The sequence below is a fragment of the Metabacillus dongyingensis genome (assembly GCF_019933155.2).
Taxonomy (GTDB): Bacteria; Bacillota; Bacilli; order Bacillales; family Bacillaceae; genus Bacillus_P; species Bacillus_P dongyingensis.
The window spans coordinates 1,567,341-1,583,925 of record NZ_CP082944.1; the positions used below are offsets into that span (position 1 = coordinate 1,567,341).

At 41.1% G+C, this 16,585-nt stretch carries 16 protein-coding genes; 14 read left to right on the forward strand and 2 right to left on the reverse strand.

Annotated elements, in window-relative coordinates:
• The first annotated feature begins 13 nt into the window (after positions 1-13).
• From phnC to K8L98_RS07805, 12 genes are all read left to right on the forward strand, one after another.
• Positions 14-802 carry a phosphonate ABC transporter ATP-binding protein gene (phnC, locus tag K8L98_RS07750; protein WP_223440887.1) on the forward strand — a complete coding sequence of 263 codons (789 nt, stop codon included), beginning with the start codon at positions 14-16 and terminating at the stop codon, positions 800-802.
• Entirely contained in the window at positions 792-1,577 is a 786-nt protein-coding gene (locus K8L98_RS07755) for an ABC transporter permease subunit (RefSeq protein WP_223440888.1), read from the forward strand. Before phnC ends, K8L98_RS07755 begins: the two co-directional genes overlap by 11 nt.
• Entirely contained in the window at positions 1,577-2,419 is an 843-nt protein-coding gene (locus K8L98_RS07760) for a PhnE/PtxC family ABC transporter permease (RefSeq protein ID WP_223440889.1), read from the forward strand. The genes K8L98_RS07755 and K8L98_RS07760 overlap by 1 nt, the downstream gene beginning before the upstream one ends.
• A gap of 384 nt (positions 2,420-2,803) precedes the next feature.
• The gene (gene phnG, locus K8L98_RS07765; protein WP_223440890.1) at positions 2,804-3,241 is read left to right on the forward strand and encodes a phosphonate C-P lyase system protein PhnG; all 438 of its coding nucleotides are present in this window, start codon (positions 2,804-2,806) and stop codon (positions 3,239-3,241) included.
• A complete protein-coding gene (gene phnH / locus K8L98_RS07770) occupies positions 3,228-3,848 on the forward strand; it encodes a phosphonate C-P lyase system protein PhnH (protein ID WP_223440893.1) in 621 nt (206 codons plus the stop codon). The genes phnG and phnH overlap by 14 nt, the downstream gene beginning before the upstream one ends.
• Positions 3,849-4,970 carry a carbon-phosphorus lyase complex subunit PhnI gene (locus tag K8L98_RS07775; protein ID WP_223440894.1) on the forward strand — a complete coding sequence of 374 codons (1,122 nt, stop codon included), beginning with the start codon at positions 3,849-3,851 and terminating at the stop codon, positions 4,968-4,970.
• 25 nt (positions 4,971-4,995) lie between these two features.
• Positions 4,996-5,856 (forward strand): alpha-D-ribose 1-methylphosphonate 5-phosphate C-P-lyase PhnJ, encoded by an 861-nt coding sequence (locus tag K8L98_RS07780; RefSeq protein WP_223440895.1) that lies wholly within the window; start codon positions 4,996-4,998, stop codon positions 5,854-5,856.
• Positions 5,853-6,704, forward strand: coding sequence for an ATP-binding cassette domain-containing protein (locus K8L98_RS07785; protein ID WP_223440896.1), 852 nt, complete (start codon positions 5,853-5,855; stop codon positions 6,702-6,704). Before K8L98_RS07780 ends, K8L98_RS07785 begins: the two co-directional genes overlap by 4 nt.
• Before the next feature lie 19 nt (positions 6,705-6,723).
• The gene (locus K8L98_RS07790; protein ID WP_223440897.1) at positions 6,724-7,905 is read left to right on the forward strand and encodes an alpha-D-ribose 1-methylphosphonate 5-triphosphate diphosphatase; all 1,182 of its coding nucleotides are present in this window, start codon (positions 6,724-6,726) and stop codon (positions 7,903-7,905) included.
• A gap of 13 nt (positions 7,906-7,918) precedes the next feature.
• Positions 7,919-8,524, forward strand: coding sequence for a DapH/DapD/GlmU-related protein (locus K8L98_RS07795; protein ID WP_223440898.1), 606 nt, complete (start codon positions 7,919-7,921; stop codon positions 8,522-8,524).
• Positions 8,525-8,549: 25 nt separating this feature from the next.
• Positions 8,550-9,263 carry a phosphonate C-P lyase system protein PhnL gene (gene phnL / locus K8L98_RS07800; RefSeq protein ID WP_223440900.1) on the forward strand — a complete coding sequence of 238 codons (714 nt, stop codon included), beginning with the start codon at positions 8,550-8,552 and terminating at the stop codon, positions 9,261-9,263.
• 20 nt (positions 9,264-9,283) lie between these two features.
• On the forward strand, positions 9,284-10,141 hold the full coding sequence (locus tag K8L98_RS07805) for a PHP domain-containing protein (protein ID WP_223440901.1): 858 nt from the start codon (positions 9,284-9,286) through the stop codon (positions 10,139-10,141).
• Between the two features lie 197 nt (positions 10,142-10,338).
• Here K8L98_RS07805 and K8L98_RS07810 read toward each other — a convergent pair whose 3' ends face one another.
• A complete protein-coding gene (locus K8L98_RS07810) occupies positions 10,339-10,938 on the reverse strand; it encodes a TetR/AcrR family transcriptional regulator (RefSeq protein WP_223440902.1) in 600 nt (199 codons plus the stop codon).
• A gap of 256 nt (positions 10,939-11,194) precedes the next feature.
• On the opposite strand from K8L98_RS07810, the gene K8L98_RS07815 reads away from it, so the two are divergent.
• Together K8L98_RS07815 and K8L98_RS07820 are read left to right on the forward strand one after the other, a co-directional pair.
• Complete coding sequence (locus tag K8L98_RS07815) at positions 11,195-12,769, forward strand: AMP-binding protein (protein ID WP_223440903.1); 1,575 nt, start codon at positions 11,195-11,197, stop codon at positions 12,767-12,769.
• 83 nt (positions 12,770-12,852) lie between these two features.
• Positions 12,853-14,160: an MFS transporter gene (locus K8L98_RS07820; protein ID WP_223440904.1), complete on the forward strand. Its 1,308-nt coding sequence runs from the start codon at positions 12,853-12,855 to the stop codon at positions 14,158-14,160.
• Between the two features lie 415 nt (positions 14,161-14,575).
• Here the strand turns inward: K8L98_RS07820 and K8L98_RS07825 are convergent, their stop codons facing one another.
• The gene (locus K8L98_RS07825; RefSeq protein ID WP_223440907.1) at positions 14,576-16,009 is read right to left on the reverse strand and encodes a cell wall-binding repeat-containing protein; all 1,434 of its coding nucleotides are present in this window, start codon (positions 16,007-16,009) and stop codon (positions 14,576-14,578) included.
• Positions 16,010-16,585: the final 576 nt, after the last annotated feature.

The window sequence follows — 16,585 nt, forward strand, 5'->3', positions numbered from 1 at the left end:
GAGGGAGATAACAATGAAAGCGTTGCTTCAGTTAAACGGAGTATCTAAGCAGTATGGGAAAGATACGAAGGCGTTATCAGATGTTACCTTCTCTGTAAACGAAGGAGAGTTTGTTTCCATTATCGGTCCATCCGGGGCGGGGAAATCGACGCTCCTTCGCTGCATCAACAGAATGATTGATGCAACAGAAGGAGAAATACTATTTGATCAAACAAATTTGAATTCTTTAGGAAAGCGGGATTTACGAAAAGCGAGAACGAAAATGGGTATGATTTTTCAGCATTATAATCTTGTGAACCGTTTAAGTGTGATTGAAAATGTTTTGCATGGACGACTTGGATATAAATCTGTTTTAGCAGGGATGTTTGGCGTATACAAGGAAGATGAAAAGAAGGAAGCATTAAAAATTCTTCAAGCATTGGGACTTGGCGATCAAATTTATAAGAGATGTGATCAGCTGAGCGGAGGGCAGAAACAGCGTGTCGGCATTGCAAGAGCCTTGATTCAGGATCCGAGACTGCTGCTTTGTGATGAACCGATAGCGTCCCTGGATCCAAATGCATCTAAAATTATTATGGATCATTTGAAAACAATCTCAACATCAATGGGAATTACGGTCCTTGTCAATTTGCATCAGGTAGATGTGGCTTTAGCCTATTCCGATCGCATCATTGGCGTCAGCAAGGGAAAGGTTGTATACGATGGCCCTCCGAAAAATATCACGAATGAACAAATACACAGTATTTATGGCTCAGAAGCGGGAGAATTGATTATGGATGCAGGTGGACGCAATGCAGGGTAACTTCTTTTTGAAAAAACGAATTCAATCTGCAATGATCCTGGCTGTCCTTTTATCAGTCACATACGGGGCGATGATGATTACGCAGTTTAATTTGCAAGATGGGTTATCCTCCATTCCAAAAGCGATTATATGGGGATTTTCAAATTTTTATCCAACAAGTGAATCATTAGAAAATCTTCCTTCTATCTTTGATAAGTTAATTGAAACGTTGCTCATTTCCATTGCAGCAGCATCTGTGGCATCCGTGCTTGCCGTATTCTTTGCTATTGCAGGTTCGAAAACAACCAAAGTAAACGGTTTGTTTGCAGGCGTGAGCAGAGGTATTGCTACCCTATTCAGGAATATCGATGTTGCTGCCTGGGCCATGATTTTGCTTTTTTCCTTTGGACAAAGCTCGCTGACAGGGTACTTTGCTTTATTTTTTGTGTCCTTTGGTTTTTTGACCAGAGCATTCATGGAAACGATTGATGAAGTCGGTCATGGCGCGGTTGAAGCATTGCAGGCAACAGGCGCCGGTTATTTTACGGTGATTATTCACTCCGTCATTCCGGCGAGTCTACCGCAAATGATCAGCTGGGTGCTGTTTATGATTGAGACGAATATCAGAAGTGCGACGCTCGTAGGAATTCTGACTGGGACAGGCATTGGATTTTCTTTTGACTTATATTATAAAAGTCTTAATTACTCTTCTGCGAGCTTAGTCGTTCTTTTGATAGTAGTGTCCATTTTGCTGATTGAAGCGGTCTCAAATTATGTAAGGAGGGTGATTTTATAATGAGATCAGATGGATTTTCCATACCTCCGAATGCTGCAGGAAAGCGGATTCAAGTAAAGCCCTTTAATAAACAGTCATTCATCATCCAGCTTACGATGGCTGCTCTTGCAGTTTTGACGGTTTATGGGTTTATAAGCTTTGATTATAAGGATGTTACTTTATTAGGCGGACTTGCTGCTGCTTTTGAAAATTTCAAGATAATGTTCACAGAGGCTCATTTTGTTCATTTCACTTTTGCGGAAGCGGTTTATCAGGTTTTAATTACAATCGGCCTTGCAGCTCTTACGACATTGTTTGGAGCTGTCATCGCCTTATTTCTTGGGCTGTTTGCAGCGCGGAACTTATCGAATGATAAGGTTTCAGCTGTAATCAAAGGAGCAGTTGCCTTTATTCGAGCTGTTCCTACGGTGCTCTGGGTATTAATTTTTGCTGTTGCTGCCGGACTTGGCAGCGTAGCCGCCGTAATCGGAATGACATTTCACTCTGTCGGATACTTAATTAAAGCTTACTCAGAATCCTTTGAGGAGATGGATGAAGGAGTCATTGAAGCCCTGCGGGGAAGCGGGGCAAGCTTTTGGCATATTGTGTTTCAGGCAGTCATACCTTCAACGATTACCTATTTGATTTCATGGACGTTTCTGCGATTTGAAATAAACTTTGGGGTAGCTGTTGCAATGGGTGCGGCTGCAGGTGCGGGCGGAATCGGGTTTGATTTGTTTATGGCAAGCGGATTCTATTTTGACTTGAGAGAAGTTGGAATGATCACCTATTTCATTTTAACGTTTGCTATTTTGCTCGAACTTTTAGCTATCCGGATTAAATCAAATCTGCGTGCAAGATAGCGGGACGCCGAATTATTCGGCGTTTTTTTTAGTGTTACGTGAAATGGTGCCCTTCTTACTTAATTCCGAGACTTTCAGCCATTTTTCCGAGACTTTTTCATTTAATTCCGAGACTTTCAAAAATAATTCCGAGACTTTCAAAAATAATTCCGAGACTTTCAAAAATAATTCCGAGACTTTCAAAAATAATTCCGAGACTTTCCGAATGAATTCCGTATAAATGTGAACAAAACGAACCAGAGATATATAGTCTTTCTTTACTCATTCTTTACCTTTTTTTACATTCACTTAACCTTTGAAACTTGGCGACAAGTTAGATTGTAAGTAAGGAAAAGATGAAACGCTCTTTCATCTTCATACAGACTGTTTATGAGAGGAGAACCAATGAAAAAATCAAGATTATCAAAGATTTTAATAGAAGGAAATCCAAATCTGCTTAAGAAATTTTCAGCCCAAGTTGAGGAAACTCACACAGTTAAAGTGAACCGTTCACCAAGTACTGGTCTTGTCATGATGAAAACGCGTGATTCGGTTTCCAGGCAGCCATTTTATATGGGTGAAGTTCTCATTACAGACTGCACCGTTGAAGTCCATGGCTCACAAGGATTAGGTGTGCTGATGGGCGAAGAGCCTGAACGGGCATATTCGCTTGCCGTTGTTGATGCCGCCTTTAATGCAAAGCTCCCGATTGCCGGGTTATGGCTTCATGAACTTGAAGAGGAAGAAAGGAACATAGCAAAGCTAAAGCAAAAAGAAATGTCAAAACTTGCTCGTTCACAAGTAAGTTTTGACACAATGGAGGATTACAATGACAAAAGTTGAGCCGTTTGATGCTGTGAACCATACACAGCAAATTTACCGCAAGCTTCTGGATTGCATGGCAAGACCGGGTAAAGTGAATTCCATTGAGCCTTATTTAGTCCAAGAAGATTATGAGAATTTATTTTCCAAGCCCCTGCTTAGTCTTGCTTATACGCTTGTCGATCGGGAAGTGAGTTTTCACGTGATATCTGATCTTAAAGAAAAGGCTGAACAATATATATATTGGCAGACTTTCAGCCGAGCTGCCGAGCTGCATGAAGCCCATTATGTTTTTATCGGGAAGCAGCTGAGTGATTCAGAGATTCAAAGTGTAATGAATGAAGTAAAAGCCGGAACTCTGGAAGATCCTCATTTAAGCGCAACGATTCTGATTCAAGTGAATACACTGACTGATATTCCTGGAGATGGCATGAAGCTAAAGTTAACTGGCCCCGGCATTCAAGGCACGAGAGAGGTATATGCAGATGGAATGCCTTCTGCCTGGATAGCCGAGAGAAAGAAAGTAAACAGTGAATTTCCGCTCGGGGTTGACATGATTCTGACAACCTCTTCTGGTGAAATCATGGCGATTCCCCGTACTGCATTAATTGAAAAGGAGGAGATCTGAATGGGATATGTGGCAGTAACTGGAGGACAAAAAGCGATTGAGCATGCAAGTCGTCTAGTTGATTATTTTCGTTTAAAGGATAGGGGAGAAACCTTAAAAACGAATCAAATTGAAGGTCAAATGCGCCTTTTGATCGACCGGGTAATGGGAGAAGGCGGCTTATATGCACCTGAATATGCAGCTCTTGCCCTCAAGCAATCAGAAGGAGATCCTGCTGAAGCGGCATTTTTATTAAGAGCCTATCGCTCGACTCTTCCAAGAAACTATTATTCTCTTACCGCCGAACCGGGGGATATGAGAGTGGTCAGAAGAATTTCCTCTTCATTTAAAGATATCCCTGGCGGACAGCTGCTTGGCCCAACCTATGATTATACCCATCGCTTATTAAATTTTCATTTAAGAAATGAAGATGAACAAGAAATTCAATCATTTTTGGAATCTATGAATCTCGATGCAGAAGACATCAAGTTTGAACACACCTTTCAAAAGGTTGCAGACTTGTTGAGAGATCAGGGTTTTCTTTCAAACCGGGAGAAGAAAGAAGAGGAGCCTTTTGATATTACCCGGGAAAAAATAACGTTTCCGGCTTCACGATCTGCCAGGCTTCAATCTCTTGCTAGGGGTGAAACTGGAGCCATGACGGCGATGGCTTACAGCAGTATGAGAGGGTATGGAGTCGTTCATCCGACGATTGGAGAATTACGGGTTGGACACACAGATGTTCATATCCCATACCCGTTCGGAGATGAGGATGACAGTCTCTATATTGGAGAAGTCCTGATGACTGAAGTTGAAACCATCAACTCTTTTACACAGAACAATGAGGGAGAAGTTGAGTTTATGCTGGGTTACGGACTGACATTTGGTCAAAACGAAGTAAAGGCGATCGCTATGGCCATTTTGGAAAGAAGCTTGGAGACCAAGGGGACATCCCCTGCACAGGATGAGGAGTTTGTGCTGCTGCATATAGACAGCATTGAATCAAATGGCTTTGTCTCCCATTTGAAATTGCCTCATTATATTACCTTTCAATCCACTTTGGATCGAATCAGGCAGGCTCAAGCAGAAACAGCTTCTAAAACAGCCCAATTTGAAAGCGAAGGATCGTTCAGTCATACATAATTCTGGAGGGAAAGGAGTGTTAATCATGAAACAGCAGCTAAAGCAAGCATACAATTATGCTTTTTTAGACGAAGGATCAAAAATGGAAATTCGCCGTTCCACACTGAAAGCCATTGCTATCCCAGGCTATCAGGTCCCTTTTGCATCAAGAGAGCTGCCAATCGGCAGAGGCTGGGGAACAGGCGGACTGCAGCTTACATTATCATTAATCGGAGAGAGGGACTGTGTGAAGGTTATCGATCAAGGTCATGATGACAGCGTGAATGCGGTCAGCATAAAAAAGTTAATTGAATCTTGCTCAAACGTCATAACTACCAATGACTCTGAGGAAGCCACGATTATTCAAACCAGACACAGAGTACCTGAAACACCACTGCGCGAAGATCAAATATTAGTTTTGCAGGTGCCGCTTCCTGAACCGCTGAGAAGAGTAGAAGCAAAGGAGCAGGAAACGAAAAAGCTGCATGCTGAAATGGACTACAGCTCAATGTGGCTAAGATTATATGAAGATATTGTGCACTATGGAAAAATTACGATAGGCGCTGATTACCCAAGCTTGGTGAATGGCCGCTACATTTTTAATCCAAGTCCAATCCCGCGCTATGATTTGCTGAAGCTTCATCAGGCAGATGGCCTCTATCTTTTCGGAGCAGGAAGGGAAAAGAAGATTTATGCCATTCCTCCTTATACGAATGTCGCTCCGCTTGAATTTGAGGATTATCCTTTTGAAACAGAACGCTTTGAAGGTCTTTCATGTTATATATGCGGCAGCAAAGACACGTTCCTTGATGAAATATACAACAGCGAAACAGGAGAGAAAATGCATCAATGTTCAGATACCGGCCATTGTGCAAAGGTTCAGGGAGAAAGGGGGTTAGAGGTATGATCCAGCCATCGGGGGACACCCCTCTATTAAAAGTAAGAAACCTGAATAAACGATTTGGGAAAGGCTGCACTCATTGTCATTCACCGAATGATCTGAAAAACAATGACAACCGCTGTCCAAAATGCGGCAGTGTCTGGGCGTGCATAGATGTTAATGTGGATTTGTATCAAGGCGAAATTTTAGGGATCGTCGGCGAAAGCGGTTCAGGGAAGAGCTCCTTGGTTAAGAGCCTCTATTTTGATGATGCTGTCACTTCAGGAGAAGCAACAATCTCCACATACCATGACGGAAAAGCTAACATTTTTTCAGTCTCTGCCCAGCAGAAACGGTACATCCGCAATTACATGATGGGAATGGTTTATCAAAATCCATGGCTCGGTCTTAAAATGTCGTTTTCAAGCGGGGGAAACATTGCAGAAAAATTAATCGCATCAGGGACCTACCATGTCGGAAACATTCGTGAACGCGCATCAGAACTGCTTCTGCATGTTGAAATTCCGGTCGGCCGGATGGATGAGCTTCCGAAGAATTTCAGCGGCGGCATGCAGCAGCGCGTGCAGATTTCAAAAGCGATGGCGAATAATCCTCCCATTCTTTTGCTTGATGAAGTGACAACTGGCCTGGATTTATCGGTACAGGCAAAAGTTTTGGATCTTATCCGCAGCATTCAGCGTGAGTTTGGCGTATCAATGATTGTTGTATCCCATGATCTTGGCGTGATTCGCATGCTTGCTGACCGGACGCTTGTGATGAAAAGCGGAAGAGTTGTCGAACAGGGATTAACCGACCAAATCTTAGAAGATCCAGAGCACCCTTATACTCAATTGCTTGTGCATTCTCTTTTATAAAAATTAGATGAGGTGACCTATGAAAATCTATCATGCAAAAATCGTAACGCCCGAAAACGTCATCGAGAATGGGACGATTGAAATTCTTGAAGGAAAAATCGCTTCTATTACTGAAGGAGAACCGGGAGCGATTGGACTTGAGGATATTGATGCAGCAGGAAGATGGGTTCTCCCAGGTTTGGTTGATTCCCACAGCGATGCAATTGAATTAGAGCTGGAACCTCGTCCAAGCAGTACTTTTCCAATAGAAATCTCATTTTTTGAACTGGAAAAAAAGCTTGCAGGAGAAGGTATTACGACAATCTATCATTCTTTATCGCTTATGGAGGAAAATGCAAAAAAATGGATTCGTCAAAATGATACGGTGCTTCAGGTAATTGATGATATTAAACGGCTGTCTGCCGGAAAACAGCTGATCCGCCACAAAACACACTTAAGATATGAAATAACAAACACAGTCGCAGTTGAAGATGTGAAAAGAATGATGAAGGACGGGAAAATTGATCAGTTATCTTTTATGGATCACACGCCTGGACAAGGTCAATTTCGTGATTTAGAGGTTCATAAACGATTGTTAATGGAGCACCGTCATTTTACAGAGGAAGAAGCAAAGCAGGTCATTGAAGACAGCAAGCTGCTGCCGAAATTAGACGGTGAAATCTTAACGAAGCTGTCAGAGCTTGCAGCAGAATATGACATCCCCCTTGCTTCTCATGATGACGATACACTTGAGAAAATTGAATTGGTTAAATCATGGAACGCTGTCATCAGTGAGTTTCCGATTGAGCTTGATGTAGCTGTGAAGGCGAAGGAAGAAGGACTTTATGTTGTCATGGGTGCACCAAATGCCCTGCTTGGAAAATCACACAGCAATAATGTTTCTGCCCTGGAAGCTGTTCAGACTGGTGCGGTTGATATTCTATGCTCTGACTATTATCCATCCTCTTTATTGCATGCAGCTTTTAAATTGTATAAAGGAGGAATGCCAATCTATCAAGCTTTTAATATGGTGTCTTTAAATCCAGCGAAAGCGCTGGGTATTGATGCGGAAATAGGTTCAATTGAAGAAGGAAAGCTTGCCGATCTCATTTTTATCAGTGAAGAAGGTGTGCGTCCGGTTCTTGAAATGGTGATGGTAAATGGCCAGGTTGTCTGTCAAATGAATTATCACCACCATGCGGCAGTCCCAATTCCAATGTGAAGGATGAAAAAGAATGAAATTATCAGAAAAACCAACCATTCATGAGGGTGCAAAGGTTCTTGACAGTACACTTGGCGCCTGGACAGAAATAGGAGCAAACTCTGTTATAGAAGAATCTATCATTGGTGATTACACCTATACTGCCGGAGATGCTCAAATTACGTATTCAGAGGTCGGGAAGTATTGTTCAATTGCCTCCCATGTGAGAATTCATCCGGTTAATCACCCAATGTGGAGAGTCACACAGCATCACATGACCTACCGCAGAGTTTTATATGACTTAGGTGAATCTGACGACACGGAGTTTTTCGAATGGAGAAAAGACCATAAAGTAACGATTGGCCATGATGTATGGATCGGCCATGGTGCCATTATCATGCCGGGTGTATCAATTGGCACAGGTGCAGTCATCGGTTCTGGGGCTGTTGTGACCAAAGATGTCCCTCCTTATATGATTGCAGCTGGAGTGCCGGCGAAGCCTATTAAAGAACGCTTTCCAAAAGAAATCGCGGAAAAACTGCTGGAGATTGCATGGTGGAATTGGGATCGCCCTACATTGGAAGAACGCTTTGAAGAATTAAATGATGTCGAACGGTTTATCCGGAAATATGGCAAGTAATCTCCGCCTTAGAAGGAGGAAAACAATGAACGAATTATTGAAAGTAGAAAACTTGCAAAAAACGTTTAATATGCATGAATTTAATGAAAAACAGATTATAGGCTGCAATGGCATCAGTTTTTTACTTAACGAAGGGGAATTTATCGGAATAACAGGCAAAAGCGGATCAGGAAAGTCAACTGTACTAAAAAGCATTTACCGGACGTATGCACCGACAGGCGGTTCGATCCATTACAAATCGGAGCAGTTTGGACCCATTGATTTAGTGAAAGCGACCGATCGTGAAATGATTGCCATCCGAAAACATGAGATAGGATATGTATCTCAATTTTTAAATGTTATGCCAAGGATTACAGCCATTGAGGTTGTTGCAGAAGCATTGATGGAAATGGGAAAAGGAAGCGAACATGCAGCGGCAGAGGCAAAATCCATATTGGCTCATTTCAACCTTCCATCTTCCTTATGGGATTCTTACCCCCGCACATTCAGCGGCGGAGAAAAACTGCGGCTGAATTTGGCACAGGCCATGGTTAAACGCCCTAAATTATTGCTGCTCGATGAACCGACTGCCTCCCTTGATGATGCATCTAAGATTTCGGTTAAGGAAATGATTCTCCAGCTGAAAACAGAGGGAACGAGCATGATTGGCATTTTCCACGATCTTGATTTCATGGAGACAGTGGTGGATCGTGAATACAGCTTAACGCAAGGTGTATTAAAGGATGAAATGACCGTTTAAGAATGGAGCTGACAGAAAAAATGATCGATTTGCATTGTCATACAAAGATATCGGACTGTTCATTTACAACAGAAGAAGTGATTTCAATGGCTGAACAAAAAGGTGTTACGCATTTGGCTATCACAAATCATGACACAACTTCAGGGCTCAGTGAAGCAGCAGAAATCGGAATGGCACTTGGCGTTTCCATTATTCCAGGCATAGAAATTTCGGCATTTGATTTCACACGGGGAAATCGCGCCCACATATTAGGACTGTATGTGACACCTGGACATGAAGCAATAAGTGAACTCTGTCAGCCTTTAATCGAACAAAGAAACAAAGCATCCCAAATGATGGTCAGGATTTTAATTGAAGCTGGCTATGACCTGTCGTGGGATGAAGTCGAGGAGCTTGCTGCAGGCGGAACAGGTGTCTATAAACAGCATATTATGCATGCATTATTGAAAAAGGGCTACACAAATTCCATTTATGGCACGCTTTACAAAAAGCTGTTTTCAAAAGGACGTAATGAAAAAGAGAGAGGAATGGCGTATATTCCTATTGAATATGTATCAGCAGAAGATGCGATTAAAGCCATTCGAAGGGCAGGCGGAATACCTGTCCTTGCACACCCAGGCCAATTTCACAACTTTGATGCAGTCGAAGAATGGGTACAGCTTGGCTTAGAGGGAATTGAAGTCAACCATCCGCTGCATAATCAAACAGACAGAATAAAAGCTGGACATTTAGCAGAGCGCTTTAACTTGATTCAAACCGGAGGATCCGATTTTCACGGTTTTTATAGTGATACACAATCTGAAATTGGAGCTTTTGCAGCGGATCAAGTGGAATTTGATAAATTGATTGCGAGAAGAGAAAGTATGCTAAAGCTATGATGTGTGATAGATATCCAGAGGGGTATCTTTTTTTCATTGCGGAATAACAGTTTTATTCGTAGAGCTATGTAACGATTTGAGAAGTGTTTCTATTTATTCAGAGGCCGGACCAAACTGCAAGAGCCGGCCTCTTACAAAGGAACTTAGCGGATAAAGTTAAGCCTGAGACATTTTAAAGATTTTCCTATAAGTATCATTCACTTTTGAATTCCGCCTAAAATCGTTCTTATGAATTTTTGGCTTTCATCTAATAGATCGTAATTCTCTTCAAACAATAGCCAATCGTATAGTGTTCCTCGCATGCACCGCGTTATTAACATCGTTATTTCATTTGGTGAAAGATCTGTTTTGATTTCACCAGCTTCCTGTCCTTCTTTCACTAAAGTAAAGACAATCTTATAAAGATTTCTATCCGTATTGGAGAAGTAATTGACTTGTGCCGGAATTAAACCGCTCATATAAACTGTTCTCATAATATCTTTACCTAAAGAATCCCTTAGATAAATCATTTGGGATTGTGTAAAGAGAAGTAATTTTTCATGAGAGGATATTCCGCTCGGAAGAGATTGAATAAAAGACGCATAAAAGTCATCGATTTCCTTGAATTTTTCAAGGAAGATTTCGTATTTAGAATTAAAATGCACATAAAAAGCGCCTTTAGAGGTTTGGCTTTTACTGACTATTTCATCAACAGTTACATGATCAAATCCCTTTTTACTAAAAAGCTCCAGTGCTGTTTCTAAAATTCTTTGTTTTGTTTGCAGTGCTTTCAGTTTTCTCGGAGTCAACCGTGACATAATAATTCTCCTTTAGCTAACAAGGTAATAAAAAAGGTAAATAAAAAGAAATATTAATAGATATTTTACCATTAAAAACTAGAATCTGATTAGATGTTACCTTGCCCAAATCATAACATATTTATATTTCTAAAAATTCAGAAAACACAATTGACGATAGATGGAAGCTGCTCTACAATAAATGAAAGACTATAGTTTCTGACTATGGTTTGTTAAATCGGATAAAATGAAAGCGTTTAACCAGGAGGGGGTTTGTATGGATATTGTCGGGGATAAAAACTTGCGGGATTTATTAAATGAGAAAGTTGCCGCACATCGTGATAAAACGTTTCTTATTTTTGAAGATAAAGAGGAACGAAAATATGGCTTTACTTATGGGGAATTTGCTGAGCGTGTAAACCGATTGAGTCAAGTATTCAACGATTTTGGTGTAGAAAAAGGGAATCATGTGGCATTGCACCTTCCTAATAGTATGGATTTCATGACTTCATGGTTTGCTTTGGCCAGCATTGGAGCCATCATGGTTCCAACAAATCCTTTATCCACTTCAAACGAAATGGAATATATCTTAGAACATTCAGAATCAGTCCTAATTATTACTGAGAAGGAACACTTGGATAAAATTAATTGTATTCGTAAAAACTTGCCGAAACTTAAAGAAATATTGTTAGCCCGTTATGAAGGGGAGGATTTTGAAGGTCAAAATTTAAATAGGTTAATAGAGAACGCTAAACCAAATTATAAAACTTTCAAAATAGATTCAGAAGATCCAGCAGCAATGTTATACACATCTGGAACGACTTCTAAACCTAAAGGGGTTCAGGTTACTCACGCAAATTACATCTTTACAGGTGAAATGATGTCAAAGTCAATTCGTTTATCTCCGAATGATAGACAATTCATTGTTCTGCCTTTGTTTCACGGAAATGCGCAATACTATTCGACAATGTCAGCTTTGGTGGTAGGCGCAAGTATCGCCATTACCGAGCGATTTAGCGCTTCTGGTTATTTCAAACAAGCAAGAAGGCTCAATGTGACAGTTGGTTCGCTGTTTGCTGCACCAATCAGGATGATTCTTGCACAAAATTACGATCCAAATGACATAAATCATTCATTAAGAATAATCTGGTTTGCTCAAATGGTCTCGGAGGAACAATTAAAGAAATTTGAAGAAAAATATAAGGTTCCATTGTTACAGATGTATGGAATGACGGAAACAGTAGGCGTTCCATTAATGAATCCAATCGATGGAATACGTAAAAACATGAGTATGGGTAAACCGACGATCGGGTATGAGGTGAAAGTGGTGGATGATGATGGAAATGATGTACATATAAAGGAGACAGGTCAAATCATTGTTAAAGGAATTTCAGGTCGCACGCTGATGAAAGGGTATTTTAAGAATCCTGAGGCAACTGCAGAAACACTGCGGGATGGCTGGTTATACACAGGGGATAATGCAAGGGTTGAAGAGGACGGTTATTTTTATTTTGTTGACAGGAAAAAAGATATGATTAAACGGGCCGGTGAAAATGTTGCGGCCAATGAGGTTGAAAGTATTTTAGCTGAACATCAAAGTGTATACGAGGCTGCAGTAATAGGCATACCCGATGACATTCGTGATGAAGCAATAAAAGCATATGTTATTTTAAAAGAAAATTATGCAGGATCTGAGCAAGAGTTACTATCTTACTGCCGTGAACGTTTAGCAAAATTCAAAGTTCCAGATTCAATAGAGTTTATCGAGGAATTTCCGAGGACAGCAGTTGGAAAAGTGCAAAAGCATATTTTAAGGCAGAGACATAAAGAAAGCGGGAAGGCACACTTATAAATGTTTTCTTATAAAAGCTTTTAAATTATCCGAATGTAAACGTTTTTGATCTGACTAAGTAAATGTCATAAGGGGGAATTAGCATGAAAAAAAGCCGTGTTCTTTTTGCCAGCCTTGCTGGTTCGGTTATAGAGTGGTATGACTTCTATTTATATGGTACGGCAACTGGATTAGTATTTTCAACTCTCTTTTTTCCAAATCAGGATCCCGCGATATCACTCCTTATCGCTTTTGCTACCTTTGGAGCTGGATATGCTGCACGCCCGATAGGAAGTATCATTTTTGGACACATGGGTGATAAGATTGGGCGAAAGGCTACACTTATGCTGACACTTATCGGTATGGGAGGGAGTTCCTTTCTAATTGGTTTACTTCCAACCTATGCCCAGGTCGGGTTGCTCGCCCCTATCCTGCTGGTGATCCTGAGGATTTTTCAAGGGATTGCCCTTGGCGGTGAATGGGGTGGAGCAGTCCTTTTAGCAACAGAGTATGCTCCTAAAGGGGTTCGCGGATTATACGGTTCCATTCCCCAATTAGGTGTTCCATTAGGTTTGGTTGCAGGGTCCTTCAGTCTTACGTTTATAAGTTCAATGACAACCGATGCTCAATTTTTAGCATGGGGATGGCGTATTCCCTTCCTGTTCAGCGCTGTGCTCATTGTTCTGGCACTTTGGATCAGGAGCGGTATAGATGAGACTCCGGCTTTTCAGCAGCAAAAAGAGAGTGGAGAACTGTCAAAGGTGCCTATTATAGAGACCTTCCGCAACAACTGGAAAAGCGTTTTTCATGTGATTGGACTTAAATTGGGTGACGGATTTTTTAATGTATTTCTTATGTCCTATGTTCTTGTCTTTGCAACGTCCTATTTGGGTTACTCACGCGATATTGCCCTGACCGCCCTGACAATAGGCTGTGCAACAATGATTATCACCATTCCTGCTGTTGGGTACCTATCTGACTTTATAGGCCGTAAAGTTATCTATATTGGCGGATTAATTCTAATGTTCCTCTTTGCGGTTCCATACTTTACAATGATCGGGGAAGGTGCCATCTGGCTGTACTATTTCCAGGCAGCAATGCTCGGCATCATCTGGGCGGCGATTTTTTCAACTCAAGGAACCTTTTTCTCTGAGTTATTCCCTGCAAAAGTTCGATACACCGGTTTGTCAGTTGGGTATCAGATTGCAGCTGCTATTGTAGGGTTTGGACCTATGATTTGGACATCAATGGCAGAATCATACGGGCCATCACCGTGGGTTTTTGGCGGATTCATGATGTCGGGGATAGCTATCTCCCTTGTCTTATGTATCTTTGCACCAGATACCAGGAAAATTTCCCGGTACGAAGATCGTGTGGATACGTTCGAATCAGACAAGACTCTTAATGTTTAATTTTATTCAGGAAACCCCCAAAAAAATGGGGGGGAACCTGAAATCACACGGTATTTAGCACCTGGAATAGCATTAGAATTCCAATTCGCACCGCTTTTAGCGGTGTTTTTTTTGCATAATAAAACTCAGCTCATTGTTGAACTGAGTTAATAAGTTATTCCATTATAGCCCCCCTATAATGGAATAATATGGCCTCTGTCCTAAAAAATGCCGCCTTAAAGACAGCTCCACTCTTCAGCTAATGCCCCCGATTGCTGAATATTGCATTCCATCATACCTTTTGGGATTTTTAACGTAAGCCCACAGACAGTCTGGAATATTCAGAGAATGCTGTCGGGTAAGTGGTTGTATTGAAGGATGTGCTGATAAAAATTAACGCATTTTAAAAAGCGTGGCAATAGGCCACGCTTTCCATCTATTCTGCAAATAATTGATCGATTGCACTTTGTGGAAGAGCTGTCTCTCCTCCAAGGATATAGTAGACGTACATTTGGTCCATATATTTTTCTACTGTCGTTTTGGTAGCTATGTTCGCTTTAGCCGGATTTGTCAAAATGACAGGACTGGAATATTGAGCTGCAAGAGCAGATCCTGCTAATGCATCAGGATAATTAGTGCCAGTTGCGAAATAAGTGAAAAACGTATCAATGTCTTCAATAAACGTATCAATGATTTTACTGTTTGTCGCGTAACGGTCTGCACCGCTGATTCGTTTTACTCCGGGCAGTTTTTTCGCAGCCGCATCTGAAATAGCATTAACTCCTCCGATAACATAGCTTCTTTCTACATCCCAATTATTAATAAAGGTTGAAACTGCGCCTGGTACTGAATCTTTCCTAGAAAGAAGAATTGGCATTTCCAATTGAGCAGCAATCGGAGCTATTGATAAAGCATCAGCGAAGTTGCCTCCTGTTGCAACTACAACCGCACCTGCTCCAATTTCATCTGCAATTTTCACAGAAGTCGAATACCTGTCAGTACCGCTTAGTCTAGTTACTTTAATCCCCATATTCATAACCTGTTTTTCAACATCTGCTGAAACAGCACTTGTGCCTCCAACGATGAATACTTTGGATACGCCTAAACGAACAAGCTCATTTTTAACAACTGCTGGCAGGGATGCTTGCCTTGTCAGCAGCAATGGTGCACCGTAGCGGTATGCAAGCGGAGTTGCACTGAGGGCATCAGGAAAGTTTGCTCCAGTCGCTAAGACAGCCGTTTCAGCTTCTCCGTCCAACCACCCGTCCTGTGAGATTTTGACTGATGTTTCATAGCGGTCTTCGCCGGCGAGTCTTTCAAATGATTGTCCATACCCGTAAACATCATGAAAGATTGCATAATTTTCATTAAGAACAGTTGAATAGGAATTCGTGACTTCCAAATAGTAGGTTCCAGGTGTAAGAACGCTCTCAATGCTTTGCAGATCATATCCATCCTCACTGAACAAAGTGCTCTTTGCTACTTCTTCTCCATCTGATGAAAGTACACGTATTTTAAGTGTTTGTTCTCTTTGATTCTGAGTATATGCAACGAGAGAATAATCTTCTTCATCTTTTAATGTGAATTTATAAAGATCAATATCCTTTCCATTATTAACAGACTGGTTGTGACTGCTTCCAGACAAAAAATACCCAGTCTCTACAGGAGTGGCTTTTGCGAAAGTATCGTTTGGCTCATCTTCATAATAAGTTCCTTCATCTTCATTAAATCCAAATAGTTTCATTTCATGTGTCTGATGCTGCTGCAAAGCTGACCATTTTTCTGCCAATGCTGTTTTTCCCTCTGCAAAACCCTGCCCCACAGGTAGTGCAAGAAAGAGTCCGCAGGCTAACAATAATTCTTTTTTCATAGTATCCCCCTGAATATATGTATTAAATCTACTAGATTATAACTCCTAATCCATTCAAATGTAATAGTTGTTTACTATTTTATGGTAATACATAACTCTATTTATTTCGACTTTTTTTGACATAAACAAAGCCCTGACAAAAGTCAGGGCCTGCATGTGCTGGTCCTATTCAGATAATGAAAGGATTGAGTCTTCCGGTAAAGTAGTTTCACCGCCGATGATGTAATACATTTCAGCTGAGTCAGTATACGAAGCAAGTGTATCTTTCGTTGTTTGCTCTGCTCCAGCTGGGTTTATAAGGTTCGTAGTTGCATTTTTTAGCTGCAAGTACAGACGGAAGTATTTCCTTTATTTCACTGCTTTATTCAACTAACGTCCCCTTTAATGGAATAACTACAATATGCCCACAGTCCTAAAATTGTTCAACTTACAATTCTTCTTTAACTAACGCTACCCGTTAGTTAAAGTACAATCCTACACAATCTTATTCTCTCCCGTTTGCTGAAAAACAGTAGAAATCGTTTAACATGCACGCCAACTATAAAAAGCAAATTAACCTCTTCTTGCATAGCGTAT